The following is a 19,950-nucleotide window of genomic DNA, read 5'->3' as shown; positions in this document are numbered from 1 at the left end:
AGGGAAGGAGGCCGCGCGGCCATGGCAACCAGGCAGGACAAGCCGGCAGACGGCAAGCAGGCGCAGATGGAGAAGGCCCCCAAGGCGCCGCCCTGCGCCATGGTGATCTTCGGCGCGGCGGGTGACCTCACCAAGCGCCTGGTCGTGCCGGCGCTCTACAACCTGGTCAATTCGGGCCGCCTGCCGGACGGCTTCCAGCTGGTCGGCGTCGATCGCGCCGACATCTCGGCCGAGCAGTGGAGCAAGAACCTGACGGAGTCGATGCAGGGCTTCGTCGCCAAGGGCGGCGGCGAGTTCAGCGCCGACCATATCGACGCCAAGGCCTGGAAGTTCCTGACCGACCGGATGACCTACCTGCAGGGCGACCTGACCACGCCGGACATCTACAAGAAGCTGGGCGAGCACCTGGCCGGGCTCGAGAAGAAGGGGACCGGCGGCAACCACCTGTTCTACCTGGCGGTCGCCGACCGCTTCTTCGGGCCGGTGGTGGCGTCCCTCGGCGCGGCCGACCTCACGAAGGAGCCGGAGGGCAAGTGGCGGCGCGTCGTCATCGAGAAGCCGTTCGGCCACGACCTCGCCTCGGCCAAGGCGCTGAACGCCTCGATCCTGAAGACGCTGAACGAGCACCAGGTGTTCCGCATGGACCATTTTCTCGGCAAGGAGACGGTCCAGAACATCATGGCGCTGCGCTTCGCCAACGGCCTGTTCGAGCCGCTGTGGAACCGCCAGCACATCGACCATGTCCAGATCACCGCCGCGGAAACGGTGGGCGTCGAGCATCGCGGCAAGTTCTACGAGGCGACGGGCGCCATGCGCGACATGGTGCCGAACCACATGTTCCAGCTCCTGGCCATGACCGCCATGGAGCCGCCGATCTCCTTCGACGCCGACGCGGTGCGCGACAAGAAGGCGGAGGTCATCGAGGCGATCCGGCCGATGACCCCCAAGCGCATCCAGCGCGACGCGGTGCGCGGCCAGTATGCCGCCGGCACCGTGCTCGGCCAGCCGGCCAAGGCCTACCGCCAGGAGCCCGACGTCTCGCCGACCTCGACCACCGAGACCTACATCGCCTGGAAGCTCAAGATCGACAACTGGCGCTGGGCTGGCGTGCCCTTCTACCTGCGCACCGGCAAGTACATGAAGCAGCGATGGACCGAGATCGCCATCCGCTTCCACCAGGCGCCCTTCACGCTGTTCCGCGGCACCCATGTCGAGCGCATGAACCCGAACTGGATGATCGTGCGCATCCAGCCGGACGAGGGCATCGCGCTCGAGTTCGCCGCCAAGCGGCCGGGCCCGACGGTGCGCCTCGACAATGTGCGCATGGATTTCGGCTACAAGTCCTACTTCGACATGGCGCCGAACACCGGCTACGAGACGCTGCTGTACGACTGCATGATGGGCGATGCCACGCTGTTCCAGCGTGCCGACAATATCGAGGCGGGCTGGGCGGCGGTGCAGCCGATTCTCGATGCCTGGGCGGCGACGCCGCCCAAGGACTTCGGGAACTATGCGGCCGGCAGCGACGGCCCGGCCGCCGCCGACGAGCTGCTGGCGCGCGACGGGCGCGCCTGGCGGCCACTCGACTGACCGGGAAGCAGAGGGTGCTATGGCAGAGAAGCGGAAAATCTCCCTGGTGCTGGCCGATGTCGACGGCACGCTGGTCGACGAGCAGAAGGTCCTGACCGAGCGCGCCAGGGCGGCGGTCAGGAGCGTGCGGCAGGCGGGCATCCATTTCGCCATCACCAGCGGCCGTCCGCCGATGGGGATGGCGATGATCCTCGACGCGCTGCAGCTCGACACGCCGACGGCGGGCTTCAACGGCGGGCTGTTCATCCGGCCCGACCGCTCCATCCTGGAAGAGAAGACCGTGCCCGAGGACGTCGCGGCCCGCGCCCTCGACCTGATCCGCGGCCACGGGCTCGACGTCTGGGTCTATCGCGGCAACGACTGGCTGATCAGCAAGGCCGATGCGCCGCACGTCGTGCGCGAGGCCTGGACGGTCAAGTTCGAGCCCAGGGTCGTGGCCGACGTCGGCGTCGACCTCACGGGTGTCGCCAAGATCGTGGGCGTGAGCGACGACCTGGAGCGCGTCCAGCGCTGCGAGGCCGATGCCCGCGCCGCCTTCGGGGAGAGGGCGACGGCCAACCGTTCGCAGCCCTATTATCTCGACATCACCAACCGGGACGCCAACAAGGGCGCCGTCGTCGACTACCTGTCGGCGCATCTCGGCGTGCCGGCGGACGAGATCGCCACCATCGGCGACCAGCCGACCGACGTGCCGATGTTCGTGAAGTCGGGCTTCGCCATCGCCATGGGCAACGCGCCCGACGACGTGAAGGCGAAGGCGGCGGCGGTGACCGATTCGCATAACGACGAGGGCTTCGCCAAGGCGATGGAGCGTTTCATTCTCGGCAACCTGGCCTGAGGCACGACATGGCAAACAAGGACGCACGCGTCGACACGCTCCCCGATCCAGCCGCGCTGGCCCTCCACGTCGCCGAATGGATGACCGCCGAGGCGCTGGCCGCCGCCGGTCCGTTCCGGGTCTCGCTCTCGGGCGGTTCGACGCCGCGCGCCCTCTACGGGCTGCTGGCGTCCGACCGCTTCCGCGACCGCTTTCCCTGGGATCGCGTCGCCTGGTACTGGGGCGACGAGCGCTTCGTGCCGCACGACCATCCCGACAGCAACTACCGCATGACCAACGAGGCGATGCTGTCGAAGGCACCCATCCCGCCGGCCAGCGTCCATCCCATCCCGACCGACGGCGATCCGGACGATGCCGCGGCGCGCTACGAACGCACGCTGCAGCAGGCCTACGGAGCTGACACGCTCGATCCCAAGCGGCCCCTGTTCGACATCACCCTGCTGGGGCTGGGACCCGACGGCCACACCGCGTCGCTGCTGCCGGGCGAGCCGGTGCTGGAGGAACGCAAGCGCTGGGTCGCGGCCGTGTCGCACGGCCGGCCGGAAGTGCGCATCACCATGACCTATCCGGTGATCGACAGCAGCCGCAAGGTCGCCTTCCTGCTCGCCGGAAAGGAGAAGACGGCGATGTTCGAGGCGATCCGCGCCGGCACCAGCACCGTTCCGGCGTCTCGGGTCAAGCCGGTGGGCGAGCTGATCTGGTTCGTCGACCGGGCGGCGGCGGGGGAGGGCTGATGGCGGGGCGCGTGCTCATCGCGCCGTCGGTCCTGTCGGCCGACTTCGCCCGCCTGGGCGAGGAGGTGCGCGCCGTCGACGCGGCGGGCGCCGACTGGATCCATGTGGACGTCATGGACGGCCGCTTCGTGCCGAACATCACCATCGGGCCGCTGGTCGTGCGCGCGATCCGCCGCTCGACCGCCAAGCCGCTCAACGTCCATCTCATGATCGTCGAGCCCGAACGCTACGTCGCGGCCTTCGCCGAGGCCGGCGCCGACCATCTGCTGGTCCAGGCCGAGCCCGGCTCGACCATCCATCTTCACCGGGTGCTGGGCCAGATCCGCGGCCTCGGCAAGAAGGCGGGCGTCGTGCTCGATCCGGCGACGCCGCCGGAGATGATCGAGTACGTCCTGCATCTCTGCGACATCATCCTGGTGATGACCGTCAATCCCGGATTCGGCGGCCAGAGCTTCCTGCCGGAGATGCTGCCCAAGATCCGCCGGCTGCGGGCGATGTGCGCGGCCCGCGGGCTGGACACGGTGATCGAGGTCGACGGTGGCGAGAACGACCAGACCGCCGGCCTGGCTGCCGCGGCGGGGGCGACCGCGATCGTCGCGGGCTCCGCCATCTTCGACAGCAAGGACTACGGCGCCGCCATCGCGGCGATCCGCAGCAGTGCCGAGGCGGGGGCGGCCAGGCCATGAGCGGCGGCTCTCCCTCTGCAGATTCCGAACGCGACGCGCTGAAGCGCGAAGCAGCCGAGGCCGCGGTCGGCCTGGTGGAGGACGGCATGGTGGTCGGCCTCGGCACCGGCTCGACGGCGGCCTTCGCCGTCGAGGCGCTGGCCCGCCGCCATCGCGAGGGCCTGCGGTTCATCGGCATCCCGACCTCCGAGCGTACCGCGGCGCAGGCGCGCGCCGGTGGCATCCCGCTCACCAGCTTCGCCGAGCACCACCGCATCGATCTCACCATCGACGGCGCCGACGAGGTCGAGCGCGGCACGCTCAACCTGATCAAGGGGCTGGGCGGTGCGCTCCTGCGCGAGAAGATCGTGGCCGCCGCCAGCCGGCGGCTGGCCATCGTCGTCGACGGCGCCAAGCTGGTCGACCGTCTGGGCGCCCATACGCCGGTGCCTGTCGAGGTCGTCACCTTCGGCCTCGAGGTCACGCAGGCCGCGCTCGACGCGCTGGGCGCCCGGACCGCGCTCCGGTTGACGCCGGCCGGTGAGCCCTTCGTCACCGACGGCGGCAACCGCATCCTCGACTGCCGGTTCCCGGCCATCGCCGATCCGGCGGCGCTGGAGGCGCGCATCGGCGGCATCGTGGGGGTGGTGGAAAGCGGCCTGTTCACCGGCCGCGCCGATTCGGTCTTCGTCGCCGATGCCGGGGGCGTGCGCCGCCTCGACGCCGCGCGGCGCCATCGCGGCGGCCCGCCGGTCCTGGTGCTGATGGGCGTCTCGGGCTCGGGCAAGACCACGATCGCCCGCGAATTGCAGGCCAGGCTGGGCTGGCCCTTCGAGGAGGGCGATTCGCTCCATCCCGAATCGAACGTCGCCAAGATGCATGCCGGCGTGCCGCTGACCGACGAGGACCGCCAGCCCTGGCTGGAGGCCGTGGCGGCCTGGATCGACGGCCAGCGCGCCCGCGAGCAGCCCGGTATCGTCACCTGCTCGGCCCTGAAGAAGGCCTACCGCCGGATCGTCGTCGGCGACCGGCCCGAGGTGCGCCTGGTGTACCTGCGCGGCAGCCGCGCGGTGATCGCCGAGCGCCTGGCCGGGCGCAAGGGGCACTTCATGCCGGCGACCCTGCTGCAGAGCCAGTTCGACGCGCTGGACGAGCCCGGTCCCGACGAGGATCCTCTGACGGTCGACATCGACGCGCCTCCCGGGCAGGTCGCGGAAGAGATCATCCGCCAGCTCGGCGCATCCGCCGAGGTCGCCCGCACCTGATGCGCGGCCCTTCCGCCTGAGACCAGCCATGCCCGACCAAGATGCCGAACGACTGCGCCTCGAGGAGGCCGATGCGCGCCGCCAGAAGTGGCGCAAATGGGGCCCCTATGTCAGCGAGCGCCAGTGGGGCACCGTCCGCGAGGACTACAGCGCCGACGGCGACGCCTGGAACTATTTCTCCCACGACGAGGCGCGCAGCCGCGCCTACCGCTGGGGCGAGGACGGGATCGCCGGCTTCTGCGACGCGCGCCAGCATGTCTGCCTGTCCCTGGCGCTGTGGAACGGCCGCGATCCGATCCTGAAGGAGCGGATGTTCGGCCTCTCCAATCGCCAGGGCAACCACGGCGAGGACGTGAAGGAGCTCTACTACTATCTCGATGCGGTGCCGACCTACAGCTACGCCCGCATGCTCTACAAGTATCCGCAGGCCGCCTATCCCTACGACGAGCTGATCCAGGAGAATGCCCGGCGCGACCGCCGCCACCCGGAATTCGAGATCATCGAGACCGGCATCTTCGACGAGGACCGCTACTTCGACGTCGAGGTCGAGTACGCCAAGGCCGACGCCGAGGACATACTCATGCGGATCACCGTGCACAATCGCGGTCCCGACGCGGCGACGATCCATGTCCTGCCGCAGATCTGGTTCCGCAACACCTGGAGCTGGGCCGAGGGCAAGGCGCGCCCCGGACTGGAGCGCGTCGGCGACCATGTCGCGGTCACACACGAGAAGCTCGGCCCCTACGCCATGCATTTCGATGCGCCGGACGAGATCCGGTTCTGCGAGAACGACACCAACGTCACGAAGCTCTACGGCGTGGCCGCGCCGGGACGTCGCTTCAAGGACGGGCTGAACGACTATGTGGTCGGCGGCCGGGCCGAGGCCACCGGCTCGCACCGGGGCACCAAGGCGGCGGCCATCCATCGCCTGACCGTGCAGGCCGGCGGCGCCGCCGTCGTTCGCGCCCGCCTGAGCCGCGGCATGATCGACGCGGCGTGCTTCGCCGGCTTCGACGGCATCGTCGAGGCGCGCAAGGCGGAGGCCGATGCGTTCTACGGCGTCCTGCAGGCCAAGGTCGCGGACGCCGACCTGCGTCTGATCCAGCGCCAGGCCTATGCCGGGATCCTGTGGTCCAAGCAGTACTTCAAGTACGACGTGACCGACTGGATGGAGGGCGATCCCGCGCAGCCCCGGCCGCCGCGTTCGCGCCTGTCCGGCCGCAACCGCGAATGGACGCACGCCAACATGGATGACGTGCTGTCCATGCCCGACAAGTGGGAGTTCCCGTGGTTCGCGGCCTGGGACTGGGCGTTCCATCTCGTCACGCTCGCCCATCTCGATATCGAGGACGCCAAGCGCCAGCTCGTCCTTCTGTGCCAGTCCTGGTACATGCACCCCAACGGCCAGCTGCCGGCCTACGAATGGAACTTCAGCGACGTCAATCCGCCGGTGCAGGCCTGGGCGGCGCTTCGGCTCTACGAGGACGAGCGGCGGCGCAGCGGCCGCGGCGACCGCAAGTTCCTCGAGCGGATCTTCACCAAGCTGCTGCTGAATTTCACCTGGTGGGTCAATCGCAAGGATCCGCACGGGCTGAACATCTTCCAGGGCGGCTTCCTCGGCATGGACAATGTCGGCGTGTTCGACCGCTCCTCGCCGCCGCCGGTGAAGGGCTCGCTGGTCCAGTCCGACGGCACCTCTTGGATGGCGATGTACTGCCTGAACATGCTGCGCATCGCCATCGAGCTGGCCCAGGAGGACGACGCCTATCAGGACATCGCGACCAAGTTCTTCGAGCATTTCCTGATGATCGGCGGCGCCATGACCAACCTCGGCGGCGAGGGGTTGAGCCTGTGGGACGACGAGGACAACTTCTTCTACGACTGGCTGACCTTCGACAGCGGCGAGGCGACGCCGCTCAGGGTGCGCTCGCTGGTCGGGCTTATCCCGATCTTCGCGGTCGAGACGATCGAGGCCGATCTGCTCACCCGCATGCCGACCTTCACCCGGTGGCGCGACTGGTACCTCCGATACCGGCCCAAGCTCGCCTCGCTGGTGTCGCGCTGGAACACGCCCGGCGCCGACGACACGCGCCTGCTCGCCATGGTGCGCGCCTTCCGCGGCGGCAAGGTGCTGGAACGGGTGCTGGACGCCAACGAGTTCCTGTCCGACTACGGCGTGCGCGCGCTGTCGCGCTACCATCTCGAGCATCCCTATGTCTTCGAGTACGGCAGCTACCGGTCCGAGGTCCGCTACGTGCCGGCCGAGTCCGACAGCGACCTGTTCGGCGGCAACTCCAACTGGCGCGGGCCGATCTGGATGCCGGTCAACTACCTGCTGATCGAGAGCCTGAACAAGTTCTACGGCTTCTACGGCGACGGCTTCCGCGTCGAGTGCCCGGTCGGGTCGGGCCAGCACAAGACGCTGAAGGAGATCGCCGACGACCTGCGCAACCGCCTGATCGCCATCTTCCGGCGCGGCGCGTCGGGCCGCCGGCCGGTGTTCGGCCGCTACGAGAAGATGCAGCGCGATCCGCATTTCCGCGACCACATCCTCTTCCACGAATACTACAACGGCGACGACGGCAGCGGGCTGGGCGCCTCGCACCAGACCGGCTGGAGCGCCCTGGTCGCCAACATGATCGCCGAGCTGCACGGTGATTGACCCCGACGCCCGGGTCTCGACGCGCTATCCGACGCTCTACGAGATCAACACCCGGGTCTGGCTGCAGCGTCTGTCGGCCGAGGCCGGCCGGCCGGTGACGCTGACCGACATCGACGATGCCACGCTGGACGGCTTCGCACGCCGCGGCTTCGACTGGATCTGGCTGCTCGGCGTCTGGCGGACCGGCCTCGCCAGCCGGGCGGTGTCGCGCAGCGACGCAGGCTGGCGGGCCGAATTCCGGGAGACGCTTCCCGACCTGTCGGACGAGGACATCGCTGGCTCCTGCTTCGCGGTGGCGGCCTACGAGGTCGACGAGGCGCTGGGCGGGGCGGAGGCGCTCGCCGCCTTCCGGACCCGCCTCGCGGCGCGCGGCCTGCGTCTGATGCTGGACTTCGTCGGCAACCATACCGCCCTCGACCATCCCTGGACCCGGTCGCATCCCGAGTACTACGTCGCGGGCACCGAGGAGGCGCTGGCGGCGGCGCCGGCCAACTGGTGCCGCATCGACACCGGGCGCGGCCCGCGCATCCTGGCGCACGGGCGCGATCCCAACTATCCCGGCTGGGCGGACACGCTGCAGCTCGACTACGCCAACTCCGCGCTGCAGGCGGCCCAGGTCGCCGTGCTGTCGGCGATCGCCCGGCAGTGCGACGGGGTGCGCTGCGACATGGCGATGCTGCTGCTGCCCGACGTCTTCCGGCGGACCTGGGGCACGTCGGCCGAGCCCTTCTGGCCGAAGGCGATCGCCGCGGCGCGGCAGGTCCATCCAGGCTTCGCCTTCCTGGCCGAGGCCTACTGGGACCTCGAATGGACCCTGCAGCAGCAGGGCTTCGACTGGTGCTACGACAAGCGCCTCTACGACCGGCTGGTGCACGAGGACGCTGGTGCGCTGCGTGCCCATCTCGCGGCCGATCCCGCCTACCAGGACCGGCTGGCGCGCTTCCTTGAGAACCATGACGAGGCCCGCGCCGCCGCGGCCTTCCCCTGGCCGCGCCACCGGGCCGCCGCCATCGTGGCTTTCCTGTCGCCCGGCCTTCGCTTCTTCTACGAGGGGCAGTTCGAGGGCGCCCGGGTGCACGTCCCGATGCATCTGCGGCGCGGGCCGGTCGAGCCGCGCGATGCCGCCGTCGCCGCCTTCTACGAGCGGCTGCTCCGGGTCATGCGCGGCGGCGGGTTCCGCGACGGCGCCTGGTCGGCGCTCGCGCCGCGCTCCGCCTGGGACGGCAATCCGACCTGGCAGGACTTCGTCGCCTGCCTGTGGCGGACGCCGGACGGCGGCTGGCGCGTGGTCGTGGTCAACTTCTCCGACCACCAGGCGCAGTGCCGCCTGTCGCTGGCGGATGCCGGGCTGCCCGATTGCCCGTTCCGGCTCGTCGACCTGATGGGCGACGAGGTCTACGAGCGCGACGGGCACGAGATGCGCGAGCCCGGCCTCTACATCGATCTCGGCGCCTGGCGCTACAACGTCTTCCGCCTCGACCCGCTGTGACGGCGGCGGCTCAGGTGAACTCGCCCAGCCGCTCCTGGAAGATGATGCGCGACGCCGCCTCGATCAGCGCGAGGTGGGAGAAGGCCTGCGGGAAGTTGCCGAGGTGGTGGCCGGTCGTGACGTCGAATTCCTCGGCGTAGAGGCCGAGCGACGAGCCGGCGCGGATCAGCCGCTCCATCAGCTCCAGCGCGCGCCGCGTCTCGCCGATGATGGTGAGCGCCGACACCATCCAGAACGAGCAGATCAGGAAGGTGCCTTCCTTGCCGGTCAGCCCGTCGTCGGTCTCCTCGGTGCGGTAGCGCAGCACGAAGCCGTGCTCGTCGAGCTCGTCGGCGACGCCCAGCACCGACTTGCGCAGCCTCTCGTCGGTGCCGGGCAGGAAGCCGAACAGTGCGGCCAGCAGCGTCGAGGCGTCGAGCGAATCGGTGGCGTAGTGCTGGCGCAGCACGCCGTCGGCGGTGAAGCCGTGCGCCAGTATGTCGGCGCGGATCTCGTCGGCGATCCCCTGCCAGCGCTTCTGCAGGTCGGGGGCCCCGCGGATCGCCGCCAGCCGGGCGGCGCGGTCGAGCGCCACCCAGCTCATCAGCTTGGACGAGACATAGTGCTGCGGCGCGCCGCGCGCCTCCCAGATGCCCTGGTCGGGCTCCTTCCACACCCGTGCCGCGCACTCGGCCTGGGACTGGACGACCGGCCACAGCCGCCGCGGCAGGCGCTGGCTGCGCCGCGAATGGAGCAGGATCGATCCCAGCACGGCGCCGAACACGTCGTTCTGGCGCTGGTTGAAGGCGCCGTTGCCGATGCGCACCGGCTGGGCGCCGGCATAGCCCGAGAGGTCGTCGCGCGTCGATTCGGTGAGGTCGCGGCGGCCGTCGATGCCGTACATGATCTGCAGCGCGCCGTCCTCGTTGGGCACCAGGTCGGCCACGAACTCCATGAACTCGTTGGATTCCCAGTCGAGGTTGAGCCAGTGCAGCGCCTGCAGGGTGAAGGTCGAATCGCGCATCCAGCAGTAGCGGTAGTCCCAGTTTCGCTCGCCGCCCGGCGTTTCCGGCAGCGACGTCGTGAGCGCCGCCACCGTGGCGCCGGTCGGCATGTAGGTCAGGCCCTTGATCACCAGCGCCGAGCGCATGATGGCGTAGCGCCAGCGATGGTCGGGAATGCGGGCGCGCGACAGCCACGAACGCCAGAAGCGGGTCGTCGCCACCATGCGGGCATTGGCCTCGTCGACCGTGGCCGGCGCCTCGAAGTTCTCGGCCCAGGTGAGGACGCAGAACAGCTCCTCGCCGGTCGTCAGCATGTGGCGGGCGCGGATGCTGCCGCCCTCGACGCCGAGGTGCATGCTGCTGCGCAGGCGGAGCTTGACGTCGCCGGCGACGCCGTCGGCCACCTGGTTGTTGCCGTCGAGCAGGGCCCAGTCGAACGCGGTGCGGCCGTAGTCGCCCACCGGCTCGCAGGCCAGCTCGATCTCGACCTGGCCGTCGATGCACTGCACCGTGCGCACCAGCATGTGGTCGGCGCCGCTGTCGGCCGGCGGGCGAGTGAAGGGGGTGACCTTGTCGGGGCCGATGCGCGGCCCCATGGCGAGCGTGTCGCGCACGACCACCCAGCCCGACCCGGTGTTCCAGGTCGTGACCAGCGTGTTGGTGCCGGGCTCGTAGGTCCGCACGTTGGGCACCGTGACGCCGAACGGGCCCAGCCGGAAGCTGCCGGCCTGCCGGTCGAGCAGGGCGCCGAAGACGCTGGGCGAATCGAAGCGCGGCACGCACAGCCAGTCGACCGAGCCGTCCGGCGCCACCAGCGCGCCGGTGTGGCAGTCGGAGAGGAAGGCATAGTCGGCGATCGCGGGAAAGGGCGAGGGCGCCGCCGCGCTCTGCTCGAACGTGTCGGTGGGCGCGTCGCTCATCGCAGCGCCATCCGCGCGCAGGGCTGGCCGGCCGGAACCATCGCTGTCTCCCCGTCTTGTCGTTGCCGTCTCTGGGTCCACCAAAGTCGGCCCCGGCGGGCAAAGTCAACCCTGTCGGTCCGGCTCCTTCCATCGACTTGCTTGCCCTTGCGACGGGGCTCCTTGCGCGGCAGGGTCCTCGCTTGCGACCCTTCGCCACGACGATTGCCTGGGACTGGTATCGAAATGGGCTTCGGCGTTTTCATTCATCGTTCGGATTCGATCTACGACGACAGCCCGGCGGAGCGTTATCAGTTTCCTCGCCAGTACCTCGGGCGCGTCGAAGGATGTACCGGTGACTGGATCGTCTACTACGAGCCGCGGAAGGTCGAGGCTACGCGGGGTTACTTCGCCATTGCGAAGGTGGAGCGGGTCATCCCGGATACGGCGACTCCGGGCATGTATCTCGCTCTCATCGAGCCGGGCACTTACCTCGATTTTCCCAACCCTGTTCCATTCAGTGGCGCCGAAGGGGTCACGGAACGCGGTGTCCTCAACAGCGAGGGCCGGATCTCCGGACGTGCGCAATCGGCGGTTCGCCCCCTCTCGTCGAGCGACTTCAACCGGATCGTCGGCCTGGGATTGCGCGAGGAAGCGCCCTTTCTGCCGCGGATCGGCGACGCTCCTGCATTCCCCGGCTTGCGGGAGATGGAGACTCCCTCCGTGCTGGAACAGGTTCGGGAACGCATCAGCTATGTCTCGTCCCGGATCGTGCGCGACCGCATCTTTCGTCGGACAGTCCTGCGAGCCTATGACGAGCGGTGTGCGGTCACCGGGCTGAGGCTGATAAACGGTGGTGGTCGTGCCGAAGTCGACGCCGCCCATATCCGGCCGGTCGAGCAGAATGGCCCTGACGTTGTCAGCAACGGCCTTGCGCTTTCCGGGACCGCACATTGGATGTTCGACAGGGGGCTGATCTCACTATCCGACACTCTAGAAATCCTGATCTCGACGCGCGTCAACGATCAAGAGAGCGTACGTTCCCTGGTCTACAAGGACGGCTACGCTCGTCCACCCCTTAGGCCCGTGGAACGGCCCCATCCGCATTTCCTCCAATGGCATCGCGAGCACTGCTTCAAGCCGTAGCTGGCGTTCATTCGCCGAATGAGTGCCGGGATCATCACAGCAGCCCCAGCCCCCGGAAGCTGGCGTGGCCGCTGCGGCCGATCACGAGATGGTCGTGCAGGGCGATGCCGAGCGTCTCCGCCGCGGCCTTGATCTCGCGCGTCATCTCGATGTCGTCGCGTGAGGGGCGGGGGTCGCCGGAGGGGTGGTTGTGCACCAGGATCAGCGCCGCGGCGTTCAGCACCAGCGCCCGCTTGATGACCTCGCGGGGATAGACCGGCGTGTGGTCGATCGTGCCGCGCTGCTGGCGCTCGTCGGCGATCAGCACGTTCTTGCGGTCGAGAAAGAGGATGCGGAACTGCTCGGTGAGCTCGTGCGCCAGCGCCACGTGGCAATAGTCGATGAGCTGCTGCCAGTTGGTCAGCACCGGCCGGTCGCGCACCGCGCGGCCGGCCAGTCGCCGGGCGGCGTCGCGCATCGCCTTGAAATGCACGACCGTCCGCGGTTCGAGGTCGAAGTCGGCGAGCTGGCCCGCCTCCGCCGCCAGCACGTCTCCCAGCGTGCCGAAGCGCTGGAGCAGCCGGCGGGCGAGCGCCCGGGCCTCGACGCGGGGCAGCGAGTAGAGCAGCAGCAGCTCGAGCAACTCGTCGTCGGCCAGCGGCTCCATGCCGAGCGCCAGTGCGCGGTCTCGGATGCGGCTGGGATGATCCCAGCCTCGCCATCGGACCAGCGGACCGCGGGCCAGGGGAGCGGCAGCAAGGGATTGCGATTCGCGCAGTCCGGGGGGCGGGGCGACGGCGGTGGGGTCGCGGGCTTCTTTTCGTCGGGTCACGCCCCAGAGACGAGGCGGCGGGGCCCGGCGTTACAGCCGCTCGTGACGGGCCGCTCGTTGCGGGCCGATCGTGCGATCCGCCGTCAGGCGGTGGCGGCCTGCCTCGTGTCGGCGGTGACGTCCTGGCCGAGGTCGTAGGGCGGCTTGGCCAGCTCCTTCGGCGACAGGGTGAAGAACTCGACACCGGTCTCGGTGATGCCGACCGAATGCTCGAACTGTGCCGAGAGCTGCTTGTCGCGCGTCACGGCGGTCCAGCCGTCGCTCAGGATCTTCACCTGCCACGTGCCGGCGTTCACCATCGGCTCGACGGTGAAGAACATGCCGGGCCGGAGCACCGGCCCGGTGCCGGGCTTGCCGTAGTGCAGGATATTGGGCGCGTCGTGGAAGATGCGGCCGAGCCCGTGGCCCGAGAAGTCGCGCACCACCGAGAAGCGCTGCGCCTCGACGAAGGTCTGGATGGCATGGCCGATGTCGCCGACATGGCCGCCGGGCCTGGCGGCGGCGATGCCGCGCATCATCGCCTCGTAGGTGACGTCGCACAGGCGGCGGGCCTTCACGCCCACGTCGCCGGCATAGAACATGCGGCTGGTGTCGCCGTACCAGCCGTCCAGGATCACCGTGACGTCGATGTTGACGATGTCGCCGTTCTGCAGCCGCTTGTCGGACGGGATGCCGTGGCAGACCACGTGGTTGATCGAGGTGCAGATCGACTTCGGGTAGCCGCGGTAGCCCAGCGGGGCCGGGATCGCCTTGTGGTCCAGGATGTAGTCGTGACAGAGCTTGTCGAGCTCGCCGGTCGTGATGCCGGGCTGGACATGCGGGGTGATGAAGTCGAGCGTCTCGGCGGCCAGACGGCCGGCCCGGCGCATGCCCTCGAAGCCCTCGGGCCCGTGAATCTTGATCGTGCGCTCGTCGCGCCGCCAGTAGTCGGCGCTGTCGTCTACGAAATCGCGGGGGCTGCTCATGACCCCTATTTGGCATGCGACATGGGCGCTAACAAGGCCGGGCGGCGCTTGGCCGCCCGCGGGGCCTCCGCTAATGTCCTGAATCAGAAGGAAAAAGAGCGCCGCATGTCCGAGCCGACAAAAACCGTCACCGCCTGCATCGTGGTCATCGGCAACGAGATCCTGAGCGGCCGGACCCGCGATTCGAACGTCCAGTACCTCGCCACCGAGCTGGGCAAGCTCGGCGTCCAGGTCCGCGAATGCCGCGTCATCCCCGACATCGAGGCGACCATCGTGGCCACCGTGAACGAGGTGCGGCGGACGTTCGACTATGTCTTCACCACCGGCGGCATCGGCCCCACCCACGACGACATCACCGCCGATTCCATCGCCAAGGCATTCGGCGTCGGGATCTCCGAGCATCCCGAGGCGGTCGCCCGCATGACCCGCCACTACGGCGACCCGGCCCTGTTCACGCCCGCCCGCCGCCGCATGGCGCGGGTGCCCCACGGCGGCGTCCTGGTCGACAACCCGGTCTCGGTGGCGCCCGGCTTCCAGATGGAGAACGTCTTCACGTTCGCCGGCATCCCCAAGGTGGCCGAGGCGATGTTCCAGTCGATGAAGCACCGGCTCGTCGGCGGCACGCCGGTCCTCTCACGCAGCGTGCGGACCAACCTGCCGGAGGGCATCATCGCCGAGCCACTGGGCGTCCTGCAGAAGCGCTACGAGGATCTCGACATCGGCAGCTACCCTGCATTCCGCGACGGCAAGCCCAGCGTTTCGCTGGTGCTGCGCGGCACGGATGATGCACGCCTGGCGGCGGCCGCGACGGAGCTGATGGCGACGATCCGCGGCATGAACGGCGAGGCGGAGGAGTTTGCCCAGTAAGCTCGAGTCATGGCGCGGTGCGGTGGCCCCCTGGGCCGTGCTGATCGCGCTGTCGGTCGGCCTCGGCGGCTTCCTGCTGTGGATCCATGCACCGGCCGCCCTGCTGCTGGGCCCGCTGCTGGCCGGCATCGTGCTGTCGGCGAGCGGCGGCAAGGTGCGCTTTCCGCTGACACCCTTCGTGCTGGCACAGGGCATCGTCGGTTGCCTGATCGCGCGCATGGTGCCGCTGTCGATCGTCGACGACGTGCTGCGCCACTGGGTCCTGTTCACCGCCGGCGTGGTGCTGGTCGTCGCGGCCTCGAGCCTGCTCGGCGTGGTGATCACGCGCCTGCAACTCCTGCCCGGCACGACGGGACTGTGGGGCAGCAGCGCCGGCGCCGCCTCGGTCATGACGCTGATGTCCGAGGAGTACGGCGCCGACGCCCGCCTGGTCGCTCTCATGCAGTATCTGCGCGTCGTGCTGGTGGCCGCCGTCGCGGCCCTGGTGGCGCGCCTGTTCGGCGTCAGCCCGGCCCATGCGCCGAGCGCCATCGTCTGGTTCCCGCCCGTCGACTGGCTGTCGCTGGCCGAGACGCTGGCGCTGGCGGCGATCGGCCCGCTGGTCGCGCGGTGGCTGCGCATCCCGGCCGGCGCCTTCCTGGTGCCGCTGGTCGCCGGCATCGTGCTGACGCACTTCGGGCTGATGACCATCGAGCTGCCGACCTGGCTTCTGGCGGCGAGCTATGCCTTCGTCGGCTGGAACGTCGGCCTGCGCTTCACGCGGCCGCTGCTGATCCATGCCGCGAAGGTGCTGCCGCTGATCCTCGGCGCGACCCTGGTCCTGATCGCGCTGTGCGGCGCCATCGCCGTGCTGATGGTCTGGGGCGCCGGCGTCGATCCGCTCACCGCCTACCTGGCGACCAGCCCCGGCGGGTCGGACTCGATCGCCATCATCGCCGCTTCGACCAGCGTCGACGTGTCCTTCGTCATGGCGATGCAGACGGTTCGCATGATCGCCGTGCTGTTCGTGGCGCCGGTCCTGACGAAATTCATCGCCGACCGACTCGAAACGGGGCGGCGAAGGTGAACGCCTCGATGAGCGGATGGGCGGCGCCGCCGTCCGTCGCGTCGTCGACTCAACCTTGAACCGCATGCCGGTGACGACTAGGCTCGCAGACCGAGCACGCACGCCGCGCAAATTCCAACCAGAATCGGGAGATTGACTCTCCCCCGGAGCGCTTGATGACCGACAGAAAGCGATGCGCCTGGGTCCATGACAGCCTGTACATCAAGGAAAACGGCGATGTCTTTCCCTGCTGCCACCTGCAGCCCGACGTCGTCGGCAACATCTACAAGACCAGCCTGAGGGACATCTACGGCGGCGAGCGGCTGAAGGAGTTCCGCCGCCAGGAGCTGGACGGAACGCTCGCCTGCATGAAGACCTGCAATCTGCCGCAGGCGTCCACCGTCGACCCGGCCGTGGACCACGAGTACGACCAGGACCTGAAGCGGGTGATGGTGAGCTTCGGCGAGAAGTGCAACATCCGCTGCATCATGTGCTCGCAGAACCACGACAGTCGCATCGAGATCACGGAAGAGATCATCCTCAAGAACATCGAGATTCCGAAATCCGAACCGACGGTGACCCTGCTCGGCGGCGAGCCGCTGATCCTGAAGTCGGCGAAGCGCTTCATCGATCATTGGGCGGGCCATGGCGCCAAGATGGCGATCCTCACCAACGGAACGGCCCTGAGCGAGGAGATGGCGCGGAAGGTCGCGCTCAGTTGCAAGATCATCTCGTTCTCGCTCAACGCCGCGACCAAGGAGATCCACGAGATCGTCAACGCCGGCTCGCGCTTCGACAAGGTCATCCGCAACATCCAGCGCATGATCGAGGCGAAGAAGGAAGCGAACTCGAAGATCATCATCCTGGGGCACATGACGATCGTCGTGGAGAACGTCCACGAGATCCCCGAATTCATCAGGAAGAAGGACGAGTTCGGCTTCGAGGTCATCAATTTCGGCTACGACAGCAAGGTTCCGCCCTATCTCGCGCAGAACCCCGAGCTGAAGGCGGAGCTGATCAGAGCCATCCGGGTGGAGCTCGCCAGGGCACGCAGCCCGGGCAGGATCGACCTGCATCGGTTGCGACTCCTGGGCGTCGTTGCGCCGCCGGAAGCGAGCGCGCCGGCTCCGGCCCCGGCGGCCCCGGTCTTGCAGGACGCATAGGCCGCGCGCCGGTCCCGGTACGGGGACGAGACAGAGAGGGCGGTGGGGGAATTTCGTGTAAGTTCCCCGCATGACTCAAATCCATGACCTGACGGCGGCCGAGCTGCTCGCCGCCTTCAAATCCAAAAAAATGTCTCCGGTCGAGGCCGTCGACGGCGCGATCGCCCGCATCGAGGCCTGGGAGCCCCGGCTGAAGGCGCTGTATGCGCCCGACTTCGGCGCCGCCCGCAAGGCCGCCCGCGACTCCGAGAAGCGCTGGCAGGCGGGAAAGCCGCAGGGGGCGCTGGACGGCGTGCCCATCACCATCAAGGAGAACATCGCCACCCGGGGCGTGCCCGTGCCGCTCGGCACCGCGGCGACCGATCTGGTGCCGGCGGCGGAGGACGCGCCGGCCGCGGCGCGGGTGCGCGAGGCGGGCGCCGTGATCCTCGCCAAGACCACCATGCCCGACTACGGCATGCTGTCGTCGGGCCGCAGCTCGTTCCATCCGCTCACCCGCAACCCGTGGAACCTCGCCTGGAACCCCGGTGGCTCGAGCGCGGGCGCAGGCGCCGCGGCGGCGGCCGGCTACGGGCCGCTGCACCTCGGCACCGATATCGGCGGCTCGGTGCGCCTGCCGGCCTCGTGGAACGGCATCTTCACCCTGAAGCCGAGCCTCGGGCGCGTGCCGGTCGACCCGCCGTACTTCGGCCGCGCCGTCGGGCCCATGACTCGGACCGTCGCCGATTCGGCACTGCTGATGGCCGAACTCTCGAGGCCCGACGCGCGCGATCACATGAGCCTGCCGCCGGCCGACATCGACTGGGCCGCCGGTCCGCTCGAGCCGAAGGGTCTCCGGATCGGCCTGCATCTCGACGCCGGCCCCGGCCTGCCGGTCGACGCCGAGGTCAGGGCGGCGGTCGAGGCCGCGGCCAGGGCCTTCGCCGCCGCCGGCGCCTCCGTCGAGCCGCTGGCGCCGTTCCTGACGGCGGAGATGCTGCACCTGCAGGACCTGTTCTGGCGCGTGCGGAGCTGGGTCGACTTCTCGGGCCTCAGCCATGCCAGGCAGGCGAGCGTGCTGCCCTTCATCGCCGACTGGTGCCGTGGCGGTGCCGACGTCTCGGGCGCCACGGTGATCCGCGCCGTCAACAACTACATGGCCATCCGGGCCGCGACGACGCGGGCGACCCAACCGTTCGACTATGTCCTGTCGCCGGTGTCGCCGGTGCCGACCTATCCGGCGGAATGGGAGACGCCGACCAACGACGTCAAGCGGCCGCTCGAGCACATCGCCTTCACCATGCCCTACAACATGAGCGAGCAGCCGGCGGCCTCGATCAACTGCGGCTACACGCAGGACGGCAAGCCGATCGGCCTGCAGATCGCCGGGCGGCGCTTCGACGATTGCGGCGTGATGCGCCTGTCGCGCTGGTACGAGGCGGCGCGCGGACCGCAGAAGGCCTGGCCCGAGCCGCCGAAATGAACGACGGGGCGGCTGATCCGCCGGCCCCCCCCGGAGGAAGGCGGCCTATCGAGGGGCGCTGATCATCAGGCCGGGCAGCCAGTCGACCAGGCCCGGGAACAGGTAGAGAAGCACCAGGCAGACGTTCATCATCAGGAAGAAGGGCAGGGAGGCGCGCCCGATCCAGAAGATGGACTTGCCGGTCATGCCCTGCAGCACGAACAGGTTGAAGCCGACCGGCGGCGTGATCTGCGCCATCTCGACGACGATGGTGATGAAGATGCCGAACCAGATCTTGTCGATGCCGGCCTCCTCGATCATGGGCAGCACGATGGCGGCCGTCAGCACCACCATCGAGATGCCGTCGAGGAAGCAGCCCAGCACGATGTAGAGCAGGCCGATCGCCACGATCAGCATGGCGGGCGACAGGTGCAGCGCCGCGATGGTCTCGGCGAGATGGCGCGGCAGGCCGGTGAAGCCCATGGCGAGCTTGAGGAACGAGGCGCCGGCCAGGATCAGCAGGATCATGGAGGTGAGGCGCGTCGCGCCCATCACACTTTCCCAAAGGTTGCGCCAGGTCAGCCGCCGCTGCCAGCCGGCGATGGCAAAGGAGCCCAGCACGCCGAACGCCGCCGATTCCGTCGCCGTGGCGATGCCGGCGTAGATCGAGCCCAGCACCAGCAGGATCAGCAGCACGACCGGGATCAGCGCGCCGGATTCGCGCAGCTTGACCAGGAAGGGCAGCGGCGGATCGGGCGGCGGGATGCGGTCCGGGTGGGTGAGCGACCAGCCCGCGACATAGGCCATCATCAGGCCGGCCAGCAGGATGCCCGGCAGGATGCCGGCGGCGAACAGCTTGGCGATCGAGACCTCGGCCTGCACGCCGTAGACGATCATGATCAGCGACGGCGGGATCAGCAGGCCGAGCGTGCCGGCGCCCGACAGGCTGCCGATGGCGATCGACTCGGGATAGCCGCGGCGGCGCAGCTCGGGCACCGTCATCTTGCCGATCGTGGCGCAGGTCGCGGCCGAGGAGCCCGACACGGCGGCGAAGATCGAGCAGCCGATGATGTTGGTGTGAACTAGGCGGCCGGGCAGTCGCCCCATCCACGGCGCCAGGCCGCGGAACATCTCCTCGGAGATGGCGGTTCGGAACAGCACCTCTCCCATCCAGATGAAGAGCGGCAGGGCGGTGAGCGTCCACGACGAGGAATCCGAGAAGATCACCGTCGCCATGGCGTCGCCGGCCGGCTTGGCCGGCGCGAACAGCCACATCACGGCGATCGAGACGCCGATCATGCTGAGCCCGATCCAGACGCCGGTGCCGAACAGGAAGAACAGCGCGCCGATGGCGAGGAGGGCGATCTGGGCGTCGATGCCACCCACG

The 19,950-nt window shown here is 69.1% G+C and carries 16 protein-coding genes; 12 read left to right on the top strand and 4 right to left on the bottom strand.

What is annotated here, in order from left to right; genetic code table 11:
• Positions 1-21: 21 nt before the first annotated feature.
• The 7 genes from zwf to ACO073_RS23800 are packed head-to-tail and all read left to right on the top strand — an operon-like array spanning position 22 to position 9,243.
• Entirely contained in the window at positions 22-1,590 is a 1,569-nt protein-coding gene (zwf, locus tag ACO073_RS23830) for a glucose-6-phosphate dehydrogenase (RefSeq protein ID WP_422000889.1), read from the top strand.
• A gap of 19 nt (positions 1,591-1,609) precedes the next feature.
• On the top strand, positions 1,610-2,428 hold the full coding sequence (locus ACO073_RS23825) for a Cof-type HAD-IIB family hydrolase (RefSeq protein WP_422000887.1): 819 nt from the start codon (positions 1,610-1,612) through the stop codon (positions 2,426-2,428).
• 8 nt (positions 2,429-2,436) lie between these two features.
• A complete protein-coding gene (gene pgl / locus ACO073_RS23820) occupies positions 2,437-3,162 on the top strand; it encodes a 6-phosphogluconolactonase (RefSeq protein ID WP_422000886.1) in 726 nt (241 codons plus the stop codon).
• Positions 3,162-3,848, top strand: coding sequence for a ribulose-phosphate 3-epimerase (gene rpe, locus ACO073_RS23815; protein WP_422000884.1), 687 nt, complete (start codon positions 3,162-3,164; stop codon positions 3,846-3,848). Before pgl ends, rpe begins: the two co-directional genes overlap by 1 nt.
• On the top strand, positions 3,845-5,092 hold the full coding sequence (gene rpiA, locus ACO073_RS23810) for a ribose-5-phosphate isomerase RpiA (RefSeq protein ID WP_422000882.1): 1,248 nt from the start codon (positions 3,845-3,847) through the stop codon (positions 5,090-5,092). The genes rpe and rpiA overlap by 4 nt, the downstream gene beginning before the upstream one ends.
• A 28-nt stretch (positions 5,093-5,120) precedes the next feature.
• Positions 5,121-7,754 carry an MGH1-like glycoside hydrolase domain-containing protein gene (locus ACO073_RS23805; protein WP_422000880.1) on the top strand — a complete coding sequence of 878 codons (2,634 nt, stop codon included), beginning with the start codon at positions 5,121-5,123 and terminating at the stop codon, positions 7,752-7,754.
• Positions 7,747-9,243 carry an alpha-amylase family glycosyl hydrolase gene (locus tag ACO073_RS23800; protein ID WP_422000878.1) on the top strand — a complete coding sequence of 499 codons (1,497 nt, stop codon included), beginning with the start codon at positions 7,747-7,749 and terminating at the stop codon, positions 9,241-9,243. The genes ACO073_RS23805 and ACO073_RS23800 overlap by 8 nt, the downstream gene beginning before the upstream one ends.
• Before the next feature lie 10 nt (positions 9,244-9,253).
• Here the strand turns inward: ACO073_RS23800 and ACO073_RS23795 are convergent, their stop codons facing one another.
• A complete protein-coding gene (locus tag ACO073_RS23795) occupies positions 9,254-11,146 on the bottom strand; it encodes a glycoside hydrolase family 15 protein (protein WP_422000876.1) in 1,893 nt (630 codons plus the stop codon).
• A 225-nt stretch (positions 11,147-11,371) separates the two neighbouring features.
• On the opposite strand from ACO073_RS23795, the gene ACO073_RS23790 reads away from it, so the two are divergent.
• The gene (locus tag ACO073_RS23790) at positions 11,372-12,271 is read left to right on the top strand and encodes an HNH endonuclease (protein ID WP_422000874.1); all 900 of its coding nucleotides are present in this window, start codon (positions 11,372-11,374) and stop codon (positions 12,269-12,271) included.
• Positions 12,272-12,305: 34 nt separating this feature from the next.
• Here ACO073_RS23790 and radC read toward each other — a convergent pair whose 3' ends face one another.
• Entirely contained in the window at positions 12,306-13,082 is a 777-nt protein-coding gene (gene radC / locus ACO073_RS23785) for a RadC family protein (protein WP_422000872.1), read from the bottom strand.
• An 83-nt stretch (positions 13,083-13,165) separates the two neighbouring features.
• Positions 13,166-14,047, bottom strand: coding sequence for a type I methionyl aminopeptidase (gene map, locus ACO073_RS23780; protein WP_422000870.1), 882 nt, complete (start codon positions 14,045-14,047; stop codon positions 13,166-13,168).
• A 105-nt stretch (positions 14,048-14,152) separates the two neighbouring features.
• On the opposite strand from map, the gene ACO073_RS23775 reads away from it, so the two are divergent.
• The 4 genes from ACO073_RS23775 to ACO073_RS23760 all read left to right on the top strand — a co-directional run bounded on the left by ACO073_RS23775 (position 14,153) and on the right by ACO073_RS23760 (position 18,584).
• Positions 14,153-14,914 carry a competence/damage-inducible protein A gene (locus ACO073_RS23775; RefSeq protein WP_422000869.1) on the top strand — a complete coding sequence of 254 codons (762 nt, stop codon included), beginning with the start codon at positions 14,153-14,155 and terminating at the stop codon, positions 14,912-14,914.
• A 22-nt stretch (positions 14,915-14,936) separates the two neighbouring features.
• Positions 14,937-15,980, top strand: a complete 1,044-nt coding sequence (locus tag ACO073_RS23770; RefSeq protein WP_422000867.1) for an AbrB family transcriptional regulator — start codon at positions 14,937-14,939, stop codon at positions 15,978-15,980.
• Positions 15,981-16,135: 155 nt separating this feature from the next.
• Complete coding sequence (locus ACO073_RS23765) at positions 16,136-17,122, top strand: radical SAM protein (protein ID WP_422000865.1); 987 nt, start codon at positions 16,136-16,138, stop codon at positions 17,120-17,122.
• Positions 17,123-17,192: 70 nt separating this feature from the next.
• Positions 17,193-18,584, top strand: a complete 1,392-nt coding sequence (locus tag ACO073_RS23760) for an amidase (RefSeq protein ID WP_422000863.1) — start codon at positions 17,193-17,195, stop codon at positions 18,582-18,584.
• A gap of 45 nt (positions 18,585-18,629) precedes the next feature.
• Here ACO073_RS23760 and ACO073_RS23755 read toward each other — a convergent pair whose 3' ends face one another.
• Positions 18,630-19,940, bottom strand: coding sequence for a TRAP transporter large permease (locus tag ACO073_RS23755; RefSeq protein WP_422002202.1), 1,311 nt, complete (start codon positions 19,938-19,940; stop codon positions 18,630-18,632).
• Positions 19,941-19,950: the final 10 nt, after the last annotated feature.

Source organism: Reyranella sp., from assembly GCF_965229815.1.
Classification (GTDB): domain Bacteria; phylum Pseudomonadota; class Alphaproteobacteria; order Reyranellales; family Reyranellaceae; genus Reyranella.
The sequence above is the reverse complement of the archived record's forward strand: the minus strand, read 5'-3'. Positions and strand labels throughout refer to the sequence as shown.